This is a genomic window from Halocola ammonii (assembly GCF_049334165.1).
Lineage (GTDB): Bacteria > Bacteroidota > Bacteroidia > Flavobacteriales_D > Sanyastnellaceae > JBEGHD01.
In genome coordinates this window covers 33,274-50,190 of sequence record NZ_JBEGHD010000015.1, presented here as the reverse complement: position 1 = coordinate 50,190, position 16,917 = coordinate 33,274, and the positions used below count along the sequence as shown (strand labels likewise).

Here is a 16,917-nt window from a genome sequence, read left to right as displayed (position 1 = left end):
CCTATTTTTTTTACTTTTGCACCCGCTCTAAAAACAGCTCTAATTAAGCAAAGGCAATTATGAAGCTATCTCAATTTAAATTTGATCTTCCCGAAAAATTAGTAGCCCAACATCCGGCCGAAAACAGAGACGAGTCGAGGTTGATGGTGGTTCACCGCGATACTGGTGAAATCGAACACCGCATGTTTAAGGACGTGCTCGACTATTTTGATGACGGAGATGTGATGGTGTTGAACAACACGCGTGTTTTCCCAGCCAGAATGTACGGTAACAAAGAAAAGACTGGTGCGACTATCGAAGTTTTCTTGCTTCGAGAACTCAACCGCGAAAGCCTGCTATGGGACGTGCTTGTTGATCCTGCAAGAAAGATCAGAATTGGTAACAAACTCTACTTCGGAGAAAACGATGAACTCGTGGCCGAAGTAATCGACAACACCACTTCTCGTGGAAGAACACTTCGTTTCCTCTTTGACGGAACACACGAAGAATTCAAAGAAACCGTTTACAAGCTTGGTCAAACGCCACTTCCAAAATATATCGACCGCGAGGTTGAGCCCGAAGATCAGGAGCGTTTTCAAACGATTTATGCAAAGCACGAAGGTGCCGTAGCAGTGCCGACAGCCGGCCTTCACTTTAGCCGTCAGCTTATGAAAAGGCTGGAACTCAAAGGTGTGGAGTTTTCTGAGCTCACGCTCCACGTTGGCCTTGGAACTTTCCGTCCGGTAGAGGTTGAAGATCTCACCAAGCACAAGATGGATTCTGAACAGATCATTATCCCTGAGAACACTGCAGACCGGGTGAATAAGGCCAAGGACGAAAAGAGAAAGGTTTGTGCTGTTGGAACTACAGTGATGCGCGGACTCGAATCATCTGTGAGCACCTACGACAGACTAAAGCCTTACGAAGGATGGACGAATAAATTCATTTTCCCTCCTTTCGATTTTCACATTGCCAACTGCATGATCACCAACTTCCACACACCGGAATCAACTCTATTGATGATGGCTGCTGCTTTTGGAGGTTACGACCTGATCATGAAAGCATACAAAGAAGCCATTAAGGAAGAATACAGATTCTTCGCTTATGGTGATGCCATGTTGATTTTGTGAGCGGAATAACCACCTTGTTCTCTCGACTCCGCTCGAGAACCGGTCCTCGCGCATCAGACGATTGTCGAGCGGAGTCGAGACAGGTGTGAAGGAGATATCTTACTTCTTTTAAAATTGAATCATTTTTGGCAAATAATAACACCAATAAAAAGCCCTGCTGAGAAATATTCCAGCAGGGCTTTTGTTATTTTCACCACTTAGTGAAAAGGGTGATTGTGACATGAAAAAGCTCATTCTGATTTTGACGATTCTAACTGCATGCAGTGCTTTGAGAGCGCAGCAAGCCAAGACCAATCTCAGTTCTTTTATCGAGCTTCCACAACTTTCTGAAGTTGAACTCAACGGTGCTCAAAAGCTCGCCCTTAAGCTCCTGGAAAAGGAAAGTGTGCAGGAGAATCCTCGGCTGGTTTCAATTTTACTCACCCTGGCCCTTGGTCCTTTTGGCGCTCATCGTATCTACCTGGGAACCGATGTGAAAGTCCCGGTTTTTTACACCCTCACACTCGGAGGTGGACTCGGCATACTTCCGGTGATCGATCTGCTGCATCTGGTTTTCACCAAAGACATTTCCGTCTACTACAACAACCCGCGGATTTTCATGTGGTCGGGTAACAAAGAGTAAATCTTACTATTCCTTCACAATCTTGAATGTTCTCACCAGGCCATCACTTTGCACTTTCAAAAGATAGATTCCCCGGGCTTCGCCACTGAGATCCAATGTAGATTGATTCGACTGAAACACTTCACTGACGATGACTTTACCGGTTAGGTCAAGGAGTTCAATGGTTCCATTATTCGTTCCATCAAGCTCTATGTTGATCAGATCGGAAGTTGGGTTTGGAAACACTGAAACATTCAGTTGGTTGGTTTCAGGCTCATCGATGCTAGTGATCAGAGGCTCTGTTTCGCAAAGATAAGGTTCCACCTCGTCAGCGAATTGCTGAAGCGTTTCGAGTGGTGTCTGACTTTCTGAATAGGAATCTCGGGCAAAAATATATGCTACAGTAAAATTCTGAACGTCACCTGGCCCGAGCGTGAACTCACCACTTGATGCCAGAACCTGGCGATCTCCAGGTTGTATCCCAGCCTCGCTCTCTGTCCAGGCAGCGCCATCGTTGTACTCCGGATCTTCGCCATTTGTACCAATCATAAGCGGGTCACTTTCACCAGGGAAAATGTAGCTGGCTGGAGTTGATGTAACTCCGAAACCTGGGCCACCGAATGTCAATATGTCGTTGTTTTTCCAACGATTGGTCAAGAAGTTGTAAAAGTGCAAGGGGGTTGAGGGAGAACCATTAATTGGGCTGGTGCCGCCAAAGGAAATACTTCCGGAGAGGCCCAACCTTTCGTTATCCACAATTGCATCGCCCCAACCAATAGTCTGGTTGGCGTAGCTTCCGTATTCTTCAGAAATGTAGCTATTGTCTTCTCCATCAAAATCCGAAGTCGGTCCGGCCAGAATTCTCATTCCTACGATACCCAGGTCGTCTCCAAATCCTGAAGTCCCCAAATTATCTTCGTCAAAGCTGTCGCCATTGTAGGCATAAACCATCGATCGAGCAACATCCGTACCCACGTAGTCGTCCGAATAATTTCCGATATCGAAATCATTCCAAATCCCCAATCGGGTTGAGTTAAGCGTTTGAGTTCCTCGATTGTAAATTCGGTGATGCATAAACAATGTATTGCTAAGAGCCTCACTATCTGACTCATACCCGTAGGTCGAAGTGTGAATTTCAACTCCGATTGATTGTAGCATGTTGAAAACCTTGTCATTGTAGATTTGGTAAATGCAAAAATCACCACAGATATCCGGGTAATCTCCGTTTTCGGGATTGTAAACTCCGTTGTTATCTGTATCGACAAAAGGAGCCAGATACTGAGCAAACCCTAATTCGGTGTCGCCCATTGCCGGCCAGGTCTCAATCGCTTCAGGGATTTCATAACCATTAGGAAACTCCACCTCTGTGTCACAATCCTCATCGTTGAGACATTCGTAATATTCTATGTGGGTTTCGATTTGCTCACGAGTAACGTACCAGATACGATCGAACTGTACTTCGACTTCTTCGAAAGTTTGTGCCGTTTGTAATGTGAGAGGTCCGGGTTGGAATGCGCAATCATTTGTACAATGCGTACTTGCGGCTCCAACAAGCTGATCAGGAGAGAGTCCTGCAATCCAAAGTGAACTGGAATAAACTATGGGAATCGTGTCTGAGTCAATTATGTGAAGTCCGGCCACTCCATCAGTTTGATTGGCAAACAGGCTTCCATTGGTCTCATGTTGCCAGATGAATTTGTTGTGACTAAAAGGCTCCTCAGCCACCTGAGACTTTGAGGAAGTTGCCACCAGAGAAAAGAAAATTAGCAAATAAGTAAATTTTAAAACTTTCATAGAGTTGCGGTTTTGGGGTTATTATGTGGTGGAAATTTACTCTGCCGTTTTAGTACTCACAAAAAACGAATCTCAACTCTGCTGTAATTAAATACCTGTCTAATAGCGACTAAACTCATTTTATGTCAATTCTGAGAAACCTTGAAACCTCGGTTGAAATGATTTATACCTTTACCTCTTCGCCAGATCTAGCGTAAGCCGGGAAAATGAAAAAGTCGACTTTTCAAATCAAGAAAATGGATTGCCCTTCTGAGGAAAATCTAATCCGCATGAAGCTGGATGGTATTTCTGGTCTGCGCGAAATGGAGTTCGACATTGCTAACCGCAAACTCGATGTTTTTCACGAGGGAGATGCCACTGAAATTGAACAGCGGATTGACGAGCTGAGCCTGGACAGCGAAAGAATCTCGACAGTCGATTCAGATCGAACCGACTTTTCTACCCAGTCCCATCAAAAGAAATTGCTTTGGACAGTCCTGGCCATCAACTTCGTCTTTTTTGTGGTGGAGATGACAACAGGATTAATTTCAAGGTCGATGGGGCTCGTTGCCGACAGCCTGGATATGCTGGCCGACTCGGTGGTTTATGGATTGAGCTTGCTGGCAGTTGCCGGTAGCATGCTGAGGAAAAAACGAATTGCCACTGCCGCTGGCTACTTTCAGATTTTGCTGGCTGTAATCGGTTTTGCGGAGGTAGTCAGGCGGTTCATCGTCTCCGTGGAACTTCCGGATTTCACCGTTATGATTTATGTCTCCATTGCAGCTCTAATTGGAAATGCCGTTTGCCTGTATCTGCTCCAAAAGTCCAAAGGCAAAGAAGAAGCTCACATGCAGGCGAGCATGATTTTTACTTCAAACGACATCATCATCAATGGCGGAGTTATCATTGCCGGGTTACTTGTAAATTGGCTCAAATCAGGACTTCCGGATTTGATCATTGGAAGCATCGTTTTTATCCTGGTGATTCGCGGAGCAGTGAGGATTTTAAAACTCGGAAAGTAGTATCCAAATTTTAGAAATGAATGGGAAAACCAGAAGAGGTTCTTAAAGACAAATCGATGAAAGCCAAGCAAAAAGTTGAGCGATTGTCGGCACTGCTTTTAGAAGGTGAGCTTTCCATGGTTCAGCTAATCGCTGTCTTTGAAGAAGCAAATGAAAAGGACCAGGCAGTTTGCATGGAAGCACTTGAGCGCTTGTCGCAAACTCGACCCGAGGACATTCCGAATACTGCTTTCGAATTGGCAGTTTCGAGCCTGACCAAAAAGCATCCGGGCTTAAAAAGAGAATCGGCAAGAGTAATTGCCAACTCTGCGCACCTGCACACAGACAAGCTCGATAAAGCCATTGTGAACCTGCTCAACAACACGGAGCACCAAGGGACAGTTGTCCGCTGGAGTGCAGCTCTGGCTTTGAGCACAATCGTTCAACTGGATTTTAAAGGCAAAGCCGAATTGGTGGAAGCCATTCGTGTTCTGGAAAGGAATGAGGAAAAAAACGGCATCAGGAAGATTTATCAAAAAGGATTGAAGAATCAGGGCTGACCTATTTCCCAGAAATAAAAAATCCCTGACCACTTTCGCGACCAGGGATTCTTAAAAAGTCTTCTAATTATTATGAGTCAACACGCTTGATGCTGCATCCGAGCTGGCGAGTCGAGTTTGGATCAATTGGTTTTCCAGCAGCAAGATTTTTCAATGCTTGCTTCAGCCAGTGTTCTTTCACTTTGTCAGCACTTTCGTTGCTGTCGTCAATGGCGCCCTTGTAAACTAGCTCCATATCAGAATTGAAAAGGTAAATGTGAGGAGTGGTGCGCGCTCCAAGAGCATCGGCCAACTGGTGGTTTTTGTCAACCACGTAAGGCGCACGATAGCTGTTTTCCTTAGCGTGCTTCTTCATGGCCTCCATTGAATCAACGCCATCGCGGTAGGCTTCGTTTGAGTTGACCATTAACATTCCAATATTGTTTTGCAGGGCGTTGCTATAAACTTCATTGTAGCGACCTTGCCAACCATCTCCGCGGCCCGGAGCTCCTACTACAAACGGGCAGGTGTTGCAGGTAAACATCACAAGAAGTCCGTTCTCTTTAGCAGAATTTTCGATGCTGTAGGTTTTTCCATCAATTCCTTTCATCTCATAGTCTTGCATCGGTGCTTTTTCACCAATCCCAAGGATTTCCGGTGGATCTTCTTTCAGCAAAAATGAACTGGCGAGCAGTGCTACAGCCAGAAAAGCAGGTAGAATAATCTTGAATTTCATAGGTCTCATATTTTTGATTTCTAATTACTAGAACACGGAAAGGTAAGAAAGGTTGGATCTAGTGGAAGAAAGCCGCTGTTAAAAAATGCTGGAGCTATTTTCATCCGAAAGAATAAAAACCAAAAAGGCCGTCACGCTTGACGGCCTTTTCAGTAAATAAATGAAAACAATTAAACTATCTAATATCTCTACATGAGAACTTACATCATCCTTTAACGGTGCGCTTCGAGAAAGGGTTTCAGAAATAATTTGAGAAAACTTGTGAGATCCTGAGGACAGGCGATTTACGACTGGATTCTACTACTCAACCAGTCCGTTTTTGATGGCAAAACGGATCAAACCAGCTACATTGTGAACATCGAGCTTTTTCATCAAATTGGTGCGATGAGTGTCCACTGTTCGGTGTGAAATAAAGAGGTGATCTCCAATTTCTTTGTTTGAAAGGCCTTCTGAAATCAACTTTAAAATTTCAATCTCTCTTTCGGTCAGTTGTTTGAGTTGCTCGTTCATTTCGGCTGGCGATTCTTCTTCGAGCAAGATCATGGTCACCTCCGAACTGAAGTGTTTTTTGCCGGACTGAATTTGTCGAATCGCCATTTCGAGCTCTGTTTTGGATGAGTTTTTCAGAATATAGCCATCGGCTCCAATCTCCAGCAACTGCTTTACCAACGACTGCTCATCGTGCATAGTGAGAATGACAACCTTTACTTCAGGAAATCGCTTTTTGATCTCCTGGGTGGCTTCGATGCCATCCATCTGCGGCATGTCGATATCCATAAAAACGAGGTCGATCTTGAGGTTTTCGACCAGACGAATAATTTCACGTCCATTGTTGGCCTGGCCTTTTAGCTCAACGCCTTCGAGGTTTTGAAGAATGGATGTGAGACCGTCAATCACCATCTGATGATCATCGGCAATGGCTATTCGAATCGACACCGCTGAAGTTTGGTTATGGTTATCGCTTCGAAAATATGAAAATCGGTTCTATTCTTCCACGGGAATTCTGATTGTTGCAACTGTGCCTGCCTCTGGACTAGGCTCGTAGTTGACGTCTCCGTTTACTGTCTGGACGCGACTGCTGATGTTTCTAAGTCCGATTCCATCTTTCTTTTGATCCAAACTGAAACCAACTCCATTGTCTTCCACAATCAAAATGAGGTGTTTTTTGTTGCGAATCAGCTGAACACTTACCTCCGAAGCCCTGGCGTGCTTGATTATGTTATTGACCAGTTCCTGGCAGATTCGAAACAAACCGATTTCAACACCTTCGGTAAAACGTTTCCCCTGCACTTTGAAATGCTCAAAGCGATAGGACGTTTCTGAGTGGCCAAAGGATTTGGAAAGCATGTCATCTATCGCAGGCACCAAACCGAGTTCTTCCAGCGCTCGCGGCATCATTTGATGAGAAATACCTCTCACCTCAGTTGCGGCCGAGTCGAGCCCAGCGGCAAGCTTGTCAACTTTTTGCCTTTCGTCTTCAAGTCCTTTTTCAGCCAGCGAGTGTCCAATTTGGCTGATGCTTAACTTTAGTCCACTCAGCTGCTGGCCGATGCCATCGTGGAGGTCTTTCGCGATTCGTCTTCGCTCATCTTCTGTGGCCTGGATTACTGCGTCAAGACCTTTGCGCTGCTCTCGAATGACAGCCATTTGCAGCTCAGCATTCTTTCTCGATTTGTACTGCTGATAAAAAATAAACGCAAAGGCCACAATCGCCACCAGCCCGACAATGAGAGCGATGATCAGATTTTTTCGGGCAGAGAGACTTGCCTTTTGCTCGTCTACTTTCAGGCTCTTGATCTCCAGTTCTTGTTCGGCCTCTCGCGTTTTAAATTTTGTTTCCATCTCTGCGATGCGATCTGCTTGTTTTTCATCCAAAATCGAATCTCGCAGTGCCGAATGCTTTTTCTGGTAGAGAAGTGCTTTTTGATAGTCTTCGAGATTTTCGTAAGCCGCAGCAAGGTTGGCATAAGCCACTTCCCGGTCGAATTTTGAATCGATTTCCGAACTCAGCTTTTCAGTGCGCTCGAGCTGTGCGATGGCTTTTTGCGATAGGCCATTTTCAATATAAATCTCGGCAATCGTGTTGATGCTTGCCAGCTGACCCTGGATGTTTCCCATCTCGGCATCGATAGCGATGGAGCGCTCAATTTGCTCGATGGCCTTTTCCGGTTCGCCCATCATGTTGTACACCGTGCCGATGTTGTTGATGCATTCCGACATTCCTTTTTTGCTGCCCCGTTGCTTCTCAAGCTCCAGCGATTTTTCAAAGTAGAAAAGCGAGGAGTCAAACTTGCTTTGGTAGGCCTGGATGATGGCCATGTTGTTAAACACTTCAGCCTGACCTTTTATCGAGCCCAGCTCATTTTGAATCTCCAGTGCCTTGCCGTAGTAGCGCATCGCAGGATCGTAGTCCTCCAGATACATAAACATCACTCCGATGTTGTTGTAAACAGTTCCGACCTGCTCGCGATCTCCGAGCTCTTTGTAGATCTCAATGGCTTCGAGATAATTCTCCAGAGCCAGGTCGCTTTCCCCTTTGAAACGGTAGCAAACGCCCTTGTTAACCAGAGCCGATGCCTCAAGAGTTTTCCAATGGCCACGAGCCAAATTCAAAGCACTGTCTGAGAGCGATAGTCCTTGGTCATACTGTCCGAGATAGCGCTTCAGGATGGCCTGATCATTAAATGCCATGGCAATCCCTCTCGTGTAGTGTATCCGCGAAGAGATTTCTCTCATCCTCTCAATCGTCTGCATGGTTGAATCCGGATCTGAAAGTGCCTGCTCAAATGCAATTTTGTGAAGCAATTCGACACCGACCGAATCTTTAGAAGCTGGAAGCAGTGATTTTAAAGAATCGAGCCTGGTTTCCTGGCTCCAGGCAAATAAGGGAATGGCAATGAGACAGGTTAGCAGAACAAGAATTTTCCTGAAGAGCATAAAGTAAGTTTGGTTGAGGTATTAATCATCTATGCGGCAGAAAAATAGAAAAGTATTTTGAATGAAGATGTGAGTGGAAAAAGCCAAACCGATGGATTTGAAGATCCATCGATTTGGTGAGAGTAGGAGTTTCTAGTCTTCCAGTTGAACAGTGATAGATCGGACGGCTTGTTTTCCAAAGTAAATTTCTTTGCCAGCAATAGTTTCGCTCATGTAGGCATAGGCCGCCACCTGGGCAACGGAAGTACCGCTTTCCAACGAGCTAAGCTCTTCCGAAGAAAAAGTAGCTGAAGTGCTGTTGCCCGGCATCGTTTTGATGACATCGCCCACCATAAACAAAACAGAGTCGGCATCGGAAACACCATTTACTGTAAGCGTGTAACCATTGGACAAACTAACTGTCGCTCCGCTGCTAATCGCCTGGCATTCTGGAAAAGCGAAAGTCACATTTCGATCGAAAGAGGGAACGATTCCACTTCCGCTAACTGACCACGAAACGCCATTGGTGAAGGAAATGCCTTCAAAGTTTTCTGCGCCTATTTGATAGAAGTAGCTGTTATTAGAAGCTTGAGACAGATCTTCTCCATTGAGCGATACATTTCCGCCATCAACTAGTGCCTCATCATCGCCAAAAAAGCTAGCTACACCAAGGCCAATTTGCACATCAATGTTTCCTATTGGTGTGGAGGTCGTGGAATAGGATTTTACCGCCCACAGCGATCCATCAGCATTTCCAAATTGTGGTGTTGTCGTGTCAGGGTCGTTTTGCTGCTGTTCTTCCTCAATTTCAGGAATGATGTCTTCGTCTACGCAAGACGTGATAGTTAGAGCAAAGAATGCCAAAAGCATCAGAAGCAAGCTGCGTTGTTTTGAGAGTGTCTTTTTCATCTGAGTATTTGATTTGTGTTATTCTTTGCAAAGATGAATCTGAATAAACTCTCATCCTCTCCGTGTAACTCTCTAAACTGCTAAGGGAAATCCCGTATTTGATTGCCGGAGTAGACAGAAACAAAAATCCCCGAAAGCTGACTCCCGGGGATTTTCAAGTTTATGTTGTCTGTTTCACTACAACGGGATGTTGCCGTGTTTTTTCTTTGGCAGATTGTCCACCTTGTTTTCGAGCATCTCGAAAGCGCGGATCAATTTCTTGCGCGTTTGATGCGGCTTAATAACTTCATCAATGTAGCCGCGCGCTGCTGCTTTGTAAGGATTGGCAAACATTTCTGCGTATTCCTCCTCTTTTTCCTTCAGCTTGGCTTCGGGATCGTCTGCGTTTTTGATCTCTTTCCTAAAGATGATCTCAGCAGCGCCTTTCGCACCCATCACTGCAATTTCTGCTGACGGCCACGCGTAATTCATGTCGGCACCGATGTGTTTGGAGTTCATCACATCGTAGGCACCTCCGTAGGCTTTTCTGGTGATCACCGTCACGCGGGGCACAGTGGCTTCGCTAAAGGCGTAGAGCAATTTGGCTCCGTTGCTGATGATTCCGTTCCACTCCTGGTCGGTTCCCGGAAGGAAGCCCGGCACGTCTTCAAATACGAGCAATGGAATGTTGAACGAATCGCAGAAACGAACAAAACGCGCAGCTTTGTTCGAAGAGTTGATGTCGAGAACTCCCGCCAGGAAAGCCGGTTGGTTCGCGACAATCCCGATGCTTCGGCCATTGAGTCGACCAAAGCCGACAACAATATTTTCAGCGTAATCTTTGTGCACTTCGAGGAATGAATCTTCATCGATGGTTCCCGTGATCACGTCTTTTATGTCGTAAGGTTGGTTTGGGTTGTCAGGAACAATGTTGTCGAGGCCTTCGCGGATTTCATCGTTTTCTTCCGTGGGCAGCATCGGTGTGGTTTCCTCGCAGTTTTGCGGGATGTAATCGAGCAGATCGCGAATGTTTTTGATGCACGCCAATTCGTTTTCGCAAGAGAAATGAGTAACTCCGGACTTGGTTGAGTGAGTGGAAGCTCCACCGAGTTCTTCGGAAGTCACCTCTTCGTGGGTTACCGTTTTCACCACGTTGGGACCGGTCACAAACATGTAGCTCGTGTTTTCCACCATCATGATGAAGTCTGTAAGAGCAGGGCTGTAAACCGCTCCACCGGCACAAGGTCCCATCACAGCAGATATCTGCGGGATAACACCACTCGCGCGAACGTTGCGATAGAAAATATCGGCATAGCCACCGAGGGAAACAACGCCCTCCTGGATGCGGGCACCACCTGAATCGTTGAGGCCGATAATCGGAGCTCCGTTTTGCATGGCGAGGTCCATCACTTTGCAGATCTTTTCTGCGTGAGCTTCGGCAAGTGAACCACCGAGCACAGTAAAGTCCTGAGAGAAAACATAGACCAAACGACCGTGGATAGTTCCGTAGCCGGTTACCACACCGTCACCGAGGATTTTTTGTTTGTCCAGTCCGAAGTTGACGCTGCGGTGCGTCACCAGCATTCCGATCTCTTCGAAAGAGCCTTCATCCAGCAAAAAGTGGATGCGCTCACGAGCGGTGAGTTTACCTTTTTCGTGCTGTGCTTCAATTCGTTTTTCACCTCCGCCAAGTTTGGCTTCGGCAATTTTCTTATCCAGTTCGTTGTGCTTTTCGCTCATAGTCCTTTTCGTTGTGGAGCCCAAAAATAAGGGAAATGGGGGAAACTCAGAGTGAGTGCGGGGAGTGAGTGTGAGTTGGGTTTGTTGCAATGTGAAGTGGGTATGTCTGAGAGCGGTCAGGGAGTGTCAAAATCTGAAATGAGGATGTCTAGTTTGAAAGAAATTTTTACTTCCCACCAACCCAAAACCTCACAATCAAAAGCAAAACCATCGGAACCATCCAAAGTCCCACCAGTGAAAACCAGTCGCTGATTTTGTGGCCGCCTTCTGTGATTAGCAGTCCGTTTTGTAAGGGGCCGCTTGAGAAAATGGTATTGAGGGTGAAATTCCAGCCGAGGTGGAGACCGAGAGGCATGAGGATAGATTTGGTTTTGACGAACGCCAGTGCCCAGGCGTAGCCTATTAAACCGGTGCCAATGAAGATGACTATCATGGGGACGATATTCCCGAAAAGGCCAAACGAAAACCAGTGATAAATTCCAAAGGCCGCTGCGGAAATGAGCATGGCTCTGTTGGTTCCGAGTCGCTCTATCAGGATTATCAGCAGCGCACCTCTAAAGATTAATTCTTCAGTGAGCACCGATTTAAAATCCCACCAAAACATGTTTGCGATTAGTGAAGCGCTCAGGTTTTCATTGAGCTTCAAGCTTGATGAGCTCAGGAAGATTTTTAGCATTTCTACACCAATGCACAACGCTGCTGTAATCAGAAAACCGATGACAAATTGCTTCAGCCTTTTTGATACGGGCAAAAACCCCAGGGCAAGGAGGCTTTTCTTATCAATGAAGCAGAGCAAGAGCCAGGAAAGAGCGAGGATTATTAGAACACCTATCATTTTCTGGTTAGGTCTAGTTTATGAGCATCCTCAATAAAAAATTCAGTACTCAGATTAACGCCTAATTAAGCTTTATTCAATCTGCTGGTCATACATCTTGACAAACTTTTCAATTTCCTCAGGATTGAATTTACAATCGACTATCAAACCATCAGATATAAATTTTTTCACCAACCGCTTATTAGTCATTCGGATTAGGCGAGAAGTTAAAGATTTGTCAAGTTCAACAAATATTATTTTTAAATAGACCCCATCATTGTAACCAACGCCTGTTCGCTTGTATTTCAGAAGGATGGTTTGACTTCCATCTTTAGTCGATATTTTAAAATTATCTGAGTCTGTGCTTTCATAGTTGAGACATGATTCACCGTCTACAATCACATCACCTTTTTTTAATTTGACTTTCTGAGCATTAACAATTCCAATCGTCAGGCTCAAGATAAACAGAAGAATAAACTTTTTCATTAGGGTAAATTTTGGTTAATTATTCAAGGCCGTTAAGTTCAGATTGTCTCGACTTTGTCTCGTCAATCACAACAGTATTGCTCCACTTGTCGTGCCATCCAGACTTTGAGTCACCGAGATAGGAGAATGGTTCAAATGGGACAAGTCTGCTGATGGAACGAACCATAGCGGTGTTAAAGTCGATTTCAGAACCATCTTCGTTGACAGCGCGAGTTTGAGTTACGAATTTTCCTATTGATTTTCCATTTAAAGAAGCCTCCAACAATGAGTAATAAAGAAAAACCAGAACTAACGAAAAAAGAATATCGAAAATCGGGTTGTAGGACAATTGATAAAGTCCAAACATTTCCATGCCGAAGGTTAGAATCAATGCAATAACGAATCGGATAATGTAATCGATAATTAGATTGGCGAACCGCTTTCCTTTTGAGGCCAAAACCAATTCATCCGCTGAAAGCTTATTCTGTTGAGATAAATTCTGATCGAGAATTTCTGAATCCATGGTAATTTATAGTTTAATTAGGTTTAAAATCGGAATGATAAAAATATAAAAACTCTGGAGTAGAGCACGCTTTGGAGTTTGGCAATTTTTCAAGCGTTGCACCATTTAGCGCAGACTTCTCCTTCCCTATTAACGTATTCACGAAATTTGAGAAGGTTGTTTTTTAGTTTCTGTCTGTCATGAATCTTAAATTGCTCTCAAACCCCACTATCCAAAATAGTGTTATCCTCAACTGCTCCAGCCGAGTTTCCAACATGGTTAGAATCATCGCACCAGCTCGAGGCTTCCATCAATGGTTTTTGTTTCGGTTTGTCCAAAGCAAACGGCTGCGGCATCGATTAGGTAGTAGTAAGTTCCTTCACTCACGACATTTCCCGCTGCGTTTCTGCCGTCCCACTCGCAGTTTCCATCGTGAATTAAGTTGCCCCACCTGTTGAAGATCTTGACCTCCAAACTCATACCGGGGAACTCACAGGGGTCTTCATCTGGAAGAACGCTGTTTGACAATCGAAAAACATCGTTTAGCATATCTCCATTCGGACTGAAAATATTCGGGACAATTAGGCTTTCAACAGGAATGTACTCTTCAAATGCAACGGTGACCTCATCCTCCACTAAACAGCCTCGATAATTCATGCTCACTGAGTAAAAACCGCTCGTGCTTACTTCGATGGATGAGCTCTCTTCTCCTGTGCTCCAAAGAAAAGAATCCGCATCAATTTGAGGATTAAGCATTATTTCACTTCCCAAACAGGCGGTTAATGCCTCCGGTAATTGAGGCTCTGGAACATCGATAAAAATTATCTCGATGGAGTCTGTGGATGTGAAGCACTCGTTGCTTGCAGTTACGGAATAAAAACCCGTTTCCTGGACCGTAATGCTTGAGCCGGTTTCATCGGTACTCCATTGGCCCTGAACGGAAGAAGTAATCATGTATTCCGATTCATCACAGAGAGTGACGTCCTGGCCCAGGTTTGGATTAATCTGTGGAATAACAGTGACTTGAATGTCATCATTCACTGCACAGGGGCCATTTGCAGCCTCTACAGAGTAAATTCCACTTTCAGTTACAACCAAGGAAGAATCTTCTGAGCCCGTATTCCACAGGTAGGAATCCGCAATTCCAGGGTCAAGCACCAATTCTTCACCCTCGCATATCGTCTGATCTTCGCCCAAATCAATCTCCGGGTATTCATAGACAGTCACAGAGGATTCGATAGAATAAAAAACTGAATCTAGCCATATCCCCGCACTTACAGGATAAGACCCTGGTTCTGGATACTCCAGGGTAGGGTTTAAACTTTCAAGCAAATTTTCATCTCCAACCTCGATTCCCAAATCCCAAAGCAGGCTATCGGGTTGAAAATTATAGCCAAGATCCAGAGTTACCTCCTCACCCAGACAAATTTCCAGTGGTGAAAGATTGAAAAAAGGTGCGGCCAATCCGCAGTAAATATTAGGGGTGTTTGGAAAATAATTTCCTCCAAAAGCCTGCTCAAAAACGGCTGCTTCATATTCAATTGACGCTACACTTCCTTCTATGCTGTCCAATGCGTCAATCCGTGTTGAGCCATTGCCCAGGATGTACAATCGGTCATCCGGACCCAGCTTGATATCGGTCATACTACTCATTTCGTCATTAATACTTTCCTGAGTACTCACAATCGTTGGCTGGTCCAAAGAGCTGATATCAAACCTACTGAGTACGGAGTTTTCCCCCATCACATACAAGTATTGTCCACTAGGTGATAATTCAATTCGGGATATTGCAGTGAAAGAATCGCTTGTATTAGCAGCAAAGTCAAAGTATGGAGTGAGAATACCTGTTTCGTTATCAAAGCCAAAGAGAACAAAGTAATGCCCTTTGAATGACATGGCCAGTAAATCACAATCACGAGTGATGGCAGCATCGTCAATAAACTCTTCCCAGCCTGCAAAAGTGTAGGTAAACGCGTTCTCGGCATCCAGGTCAAATCCTCCGCCAGGCAAGGCTTCGTAAATGGTGATGAACAATTCGCTAATTCCACCATTCGAGATCAGGATTAACCATCTTCCAGTATCAGTGGCATTTGAGGTACTAATGAGTCTGGCGTAATCCTGTGAGATAAAAACTTCTTTTTCATCTTCAACGATGTCGCCTAAACCACCGTTCAAATCCATGTCTACCACGCTGTAGTCTGTACCATTTGAGCCGCTTCTAACTATGTAATAGCGATTGGAGTTATATGGGTCTGGATGAACCAGGCTTTCTTCCTTTGACACAGAAAAATCTCCATTGGGCAGGATGTCTCCATTTGCGTCAAAAACATCTTCACCATCGGTGTAGAAAAGTGGATTCCCGGAAGAATCAGAGATTCCTGAAGGAACTTTGAGACCAGAGGCATTTTGGGAAGCAGTAGATTCCAAATTTATCGGGTCCTCAAAATTCAAGTAATAATTCTGGCCAAAAAACCAATTGTGATTTTCTAACTGGGCAAATCCACAGTATGAAAGTAGCAGTATCGAGATAGTTAAAAGGGCTTTCATAATACTATGATAAAACTGGCATTCAATTGGTTGTATGAACTTACTTGAAAAGTACAATTTCTATCTGTAATATACTTTATCTCTTTCCTTAAGAGAAGGGTACTTCCTATGGCAACTGAAGTGCTTTATTTTATGTAATGTATAGCACTTCTAATGATAAGTACAGGATGAAAAGGAAGCCATTAAACGAACCTCTGCTTTCACCCCAGCGAAGACGCATGCTCCAGCGCGTATTTTACCAGGCTGGAACCAAAGAGAGGAAAATCTTTTGCTTTCCCGGAGGTCCGCAGAGCTTTAAAGAGTTTTTGAATCCGCGGGGGTTCTTTGAAGACGATAACATGGAAGAACTATTCAATGAACATGTAGCTCGGATTAAGGGAGCGTCACCGTAGCATGCAAATAAAAAAGCCCAAACCAACTCGGCTCGGGCTTTCACAAAAGTTTCATTCAAAAGGATTATCCTTCTTCTTCCATCAGCAAATCCTCTTCATCGAGTTCTTCGGCAATCACTTTGGCAAAATCATCTGCCAGATTGCCTAGTGTACCGGGATCGTGAGTACGGGTTTGTGCTGACCAAATAATCTCTTCCGAGTCTGCATCGTAGAGATTGGCCTCGATGTAATAATCTCGCTCTACGTTGTAGTAGCCCGGGTCGTAAACCACACCGTAGTTGTAGGAGTAGTAGCCCCAAAAATTATTGTAGTACGGATAGCCCACAACAGGATCGTAAACCGTTCCGGGAACGTAGCGCGCTTCAGTTTCCTTTTCCAACAAAGTGATGGTGAGCAAGGCGTCAAAACCTTTGGCATCAACCATCATCACCACGCTGTCCTGAAAACTCTCATTGGCCATATTCATGTTGTTGGTGATTACCCCCAGACTGTGAGCGGCATACACGTCCTCTTTATTCAGGGCATCTACCATCTCGCGCTCCACTTGCTCTCGAGGCAGGATGGTACTGGTGAGGCCGGTCACCATCACACTGTTGTATACATTTTCTTCGGCATCGGGAGCTTCCCAACTGCCTATTATTTCGGTAGTGTTGCAACCAGTCATTAACATCAAAGCGATGAACGATAATATCGAAATTGTTTTAAGTCTCATTTTTCAGTTTTTTTGATTCTGTTAAAAAGACTCAAGATCTGTTCCCGCAGGGGTTAAACTCCCTCAAAGCTTGTTGAATCAGGATTTTGGGCGGATTGATGAGAAAATCAGAAGACCAAACTGTTGAATAGCTTTCACGGTTTCGTTGAAACAGGTTGCTTTAAAACCTTTGCAGAAGTTGC

General features: G+C 44.8%; 16 protein-coding genes. 5 read left to right on the top strand and 11 right to left on the bottom strand.

The features are described 5' to 3' along the window. Window positions 1-59 precede the first annotated feature (59 nt). Window positions 60-1,109, top strand: a complete 1,050-nt coding sequence (gene queA / locus ABHV44_RS14220) for a tRNA preQ1(34) S-adenosylmethionine ribosyltransferase-isomerase QueA (RefSeq protein WP_459075377.1) — start codon at window positions 60-62, stop codon at window positions 1,107-1,109. Window positions 1,110-1,329: 220 nt separating this feature from the next. Continuing rightward, window positions 1,330-1,731 carry an NINE protein gene (locus ABHV44_RS14215; protein WP_459075376.1) on the top strand — a complete coding sequence of 134 codons (402 nt, stop codon included), beginning with the start codon at window positions 1,330-1,332 and terminating at the stop codon, window positions 1,729-1,731. A gap of 6 nt (window positions 1,732-1,737) precedes the next feature. Here the strand turns inward: ABHV44_RS14215 and ABHV44_RS14210 are convergent, their stop codons facing one another. Further along, complete coding sequence (locus ABHV44_RS14210) at window positions 1,738-3,504, bottom strand: T9SS type A sorting domain-containing protein (RefSeq protein WP_459075375.1); 1,767 nt, start codon at window positions 3,502-3,504, stop codon at window positions 1,738-1,740. A 206-nt stretch (window positions 3,505-3,710) separates the two neighbouring features. Here ABHV44_RS14210 and ABHV44_RS14205 point away from each other — a divergent pair, with 206 nt between their 5' ends. Both ABHV44_RS14205 and ABHV44_RS14200 read left to right on the top strand, forming a co-directional pair. Beyond that, window positions 3,711-4,505, top strand: a complete 795-nt coding sequence (locus ABHV44_RS14205) for a cation transporter (RefSeq protein ID WP_459075374.1) — start codon at window positions 3,711-3,713, stop codon at window positions 4,503-4,505. A 20-nt stretch (window positions 4,506-4,525) separates the two neighbouring features. Then, window positions 4,526-5,044 (top strand): hypothetical protein, encoded by a 519-nt coding sequence (locus ABHV44_RS14200; protein WP_459075373.1) that lies wholly within the window; start codon window positions 4,526-4,528, stop codon window positions 5,042-5,044. Between the two features lie 70 nt (window positions 5,045-5,114). Here the strand turns inward: ABHV44_RS14200 and ABHV44_RS14195 are convergent, their stop codons facing one another. The 9 genes from ABHV44_RS14195 to ABHV44_RS14155 form a co-directional block, all read right to left on the bottom strand. After that, the gene (locus tag ABHV44_RS14195; protein WP_459075372.1) at window positions 5,115-5,759 is read right to left on the bottom strand and encodes a thioredoxin family protein; all 645 of its coding nucleotides are present in this window, start codon (window positions 5,757-5,759) and stop codon (window positions 5,115-5,117) included. A 300-nt stretch (window positions 5,760-6,059) separates the two neighbouring features. Beyond that, window positions 6,060-6,695, bottom strand: a complete 636-nt coding sequence (locus ABHV44_RS14190) for a response regulator (protein WP_459075371.1) — start codon at window positions 6,693-6,695, stop codon at window positions 6,060-6,062. Between the two features lie 48 nt (window positions 6,696-6,743). Beyond that, window positions 6,744-8,696 carry a tetratricopeptide repeat-containing sensor histidine kinase gene (locus ABHV44_RS14185; RefSeq protein WP_459075370.1) on the bottom strand — a complete coding sequence of 651 codons (1,953 nt, stop codon included), beginning with the start codon at window positions 8,694-8,696 and terminating at the stop codon, window positions 6,744-6,746. Between the two features lie 132 nt (window positions 8,697-8,828). After that, window positions 8,829-9,584 (bottom strand): hypothetical protein, encoded by a 756-nt coding sequence (locus ABHV44_RS14180; RefSeq protein ID WP_459075369.1) that lies wholly within the window; start codon window positions 9,582-9,584, stop codon window positions 8,829-8,831. A gap of 177 nt (window positions 9,585-9,761) precedes the next feature. Next, the gene (locus tag ABHV44_RS14175; RefSeq protein ID WP_459075368.1) at window positions 9,762-11,303 is read right to left on the bottom strand and encodes an acyl-CoA carboxylase subunit beta; all 1,542 of its coding nucleotides are present in this window, start codon (window positions 11,301-11,303) and stop codon (window positions 9,762-9,764) included. Window positions 11,304-11,469: 166 nt separating this feature from the next. Then, complete coding sequence (locus ABHV44_RS14170; protein ID WP_459075367.1) at window positions 11,470-12,138, bottom strand: CPBP family intramembrane glutamic endopeptidase; 669 nt, start codon at window positions 12,136-12,138, stop codon at window positions 11,470-11,472. 72 nt (window positions 12,139-12,210) lie between these two features. Next, on the bottom strand, window positions 12,211-12,603 hold the full coding sequence (locus ABHV44_RS14165; RefSeq protein ID WP_459075366.1) for a hypothetical protein: 393 nt from the start codon (window positions 12,601-12,603) through the stop codon (window positions 12,211-12,213). Between the two features lie 19 nt (window positions 12,604-12,622). Next, window positions 12,623-13,105: an RDD family protein gene (locus tag ABHV44_RS14160; protein WP_459075365.1), complete on the bottom strand. Its 483-nt coding sequence runs from the start codon at window positions 13,103-13,105 to the stop codon at window positions 12,623-12,625. Window positions 13,106-13,369: 264 nt separating this feature from the next. Next, window positions 13,370-15,511 (bottom strand): T9SS type B sorting domain-containing protein, encoded by a 2,142-nt coding sequence (locus tag ABHV44_RS14155; protein ID WP_459075364.1) that lies wholly within the window; start codon window positions 15,509-15,511, stop codon window positions 13,370-13,372. Window positions 15,512-15,798: 287 nt separating this feature from the next. Here ABHV44_RS14155 and ABHV44_RS14150 point away from each other — a divergent pair, with 287 nt between their 5' ends. Beyond that, window positions 15,799-16,023: a hypothetical protein gene (locus tag ABHV44_RS14150; protein ID WP_459075363.1), complete on the top strand. Its 225-nt coding sequence runs from the start codon at window positions 15,799-15,801 to the stop codon at window positions 16,021-16,023. Between the two features lie 64 nt (window positions 16,024-16,087). Here the strand turns inward: ABHV44_RS14150 and ABHV44_RS14145 are convergent, their stop codons facing one another. Next, the gene (locus ABHV44_RS14145; protein ID WP_459075362.1) at window positions 16,088-16,735 is read right to left on the bottom strand and encodes a hypothetical protein; all 648 of its coding nucleotides are present in this window, start codon (window positions 16,733-16,735) and stop codon (window positions 16,088-16,090) included. Between the last annotated feature and the right edge of the window lie 182 nt (window positions 16,736-16,917).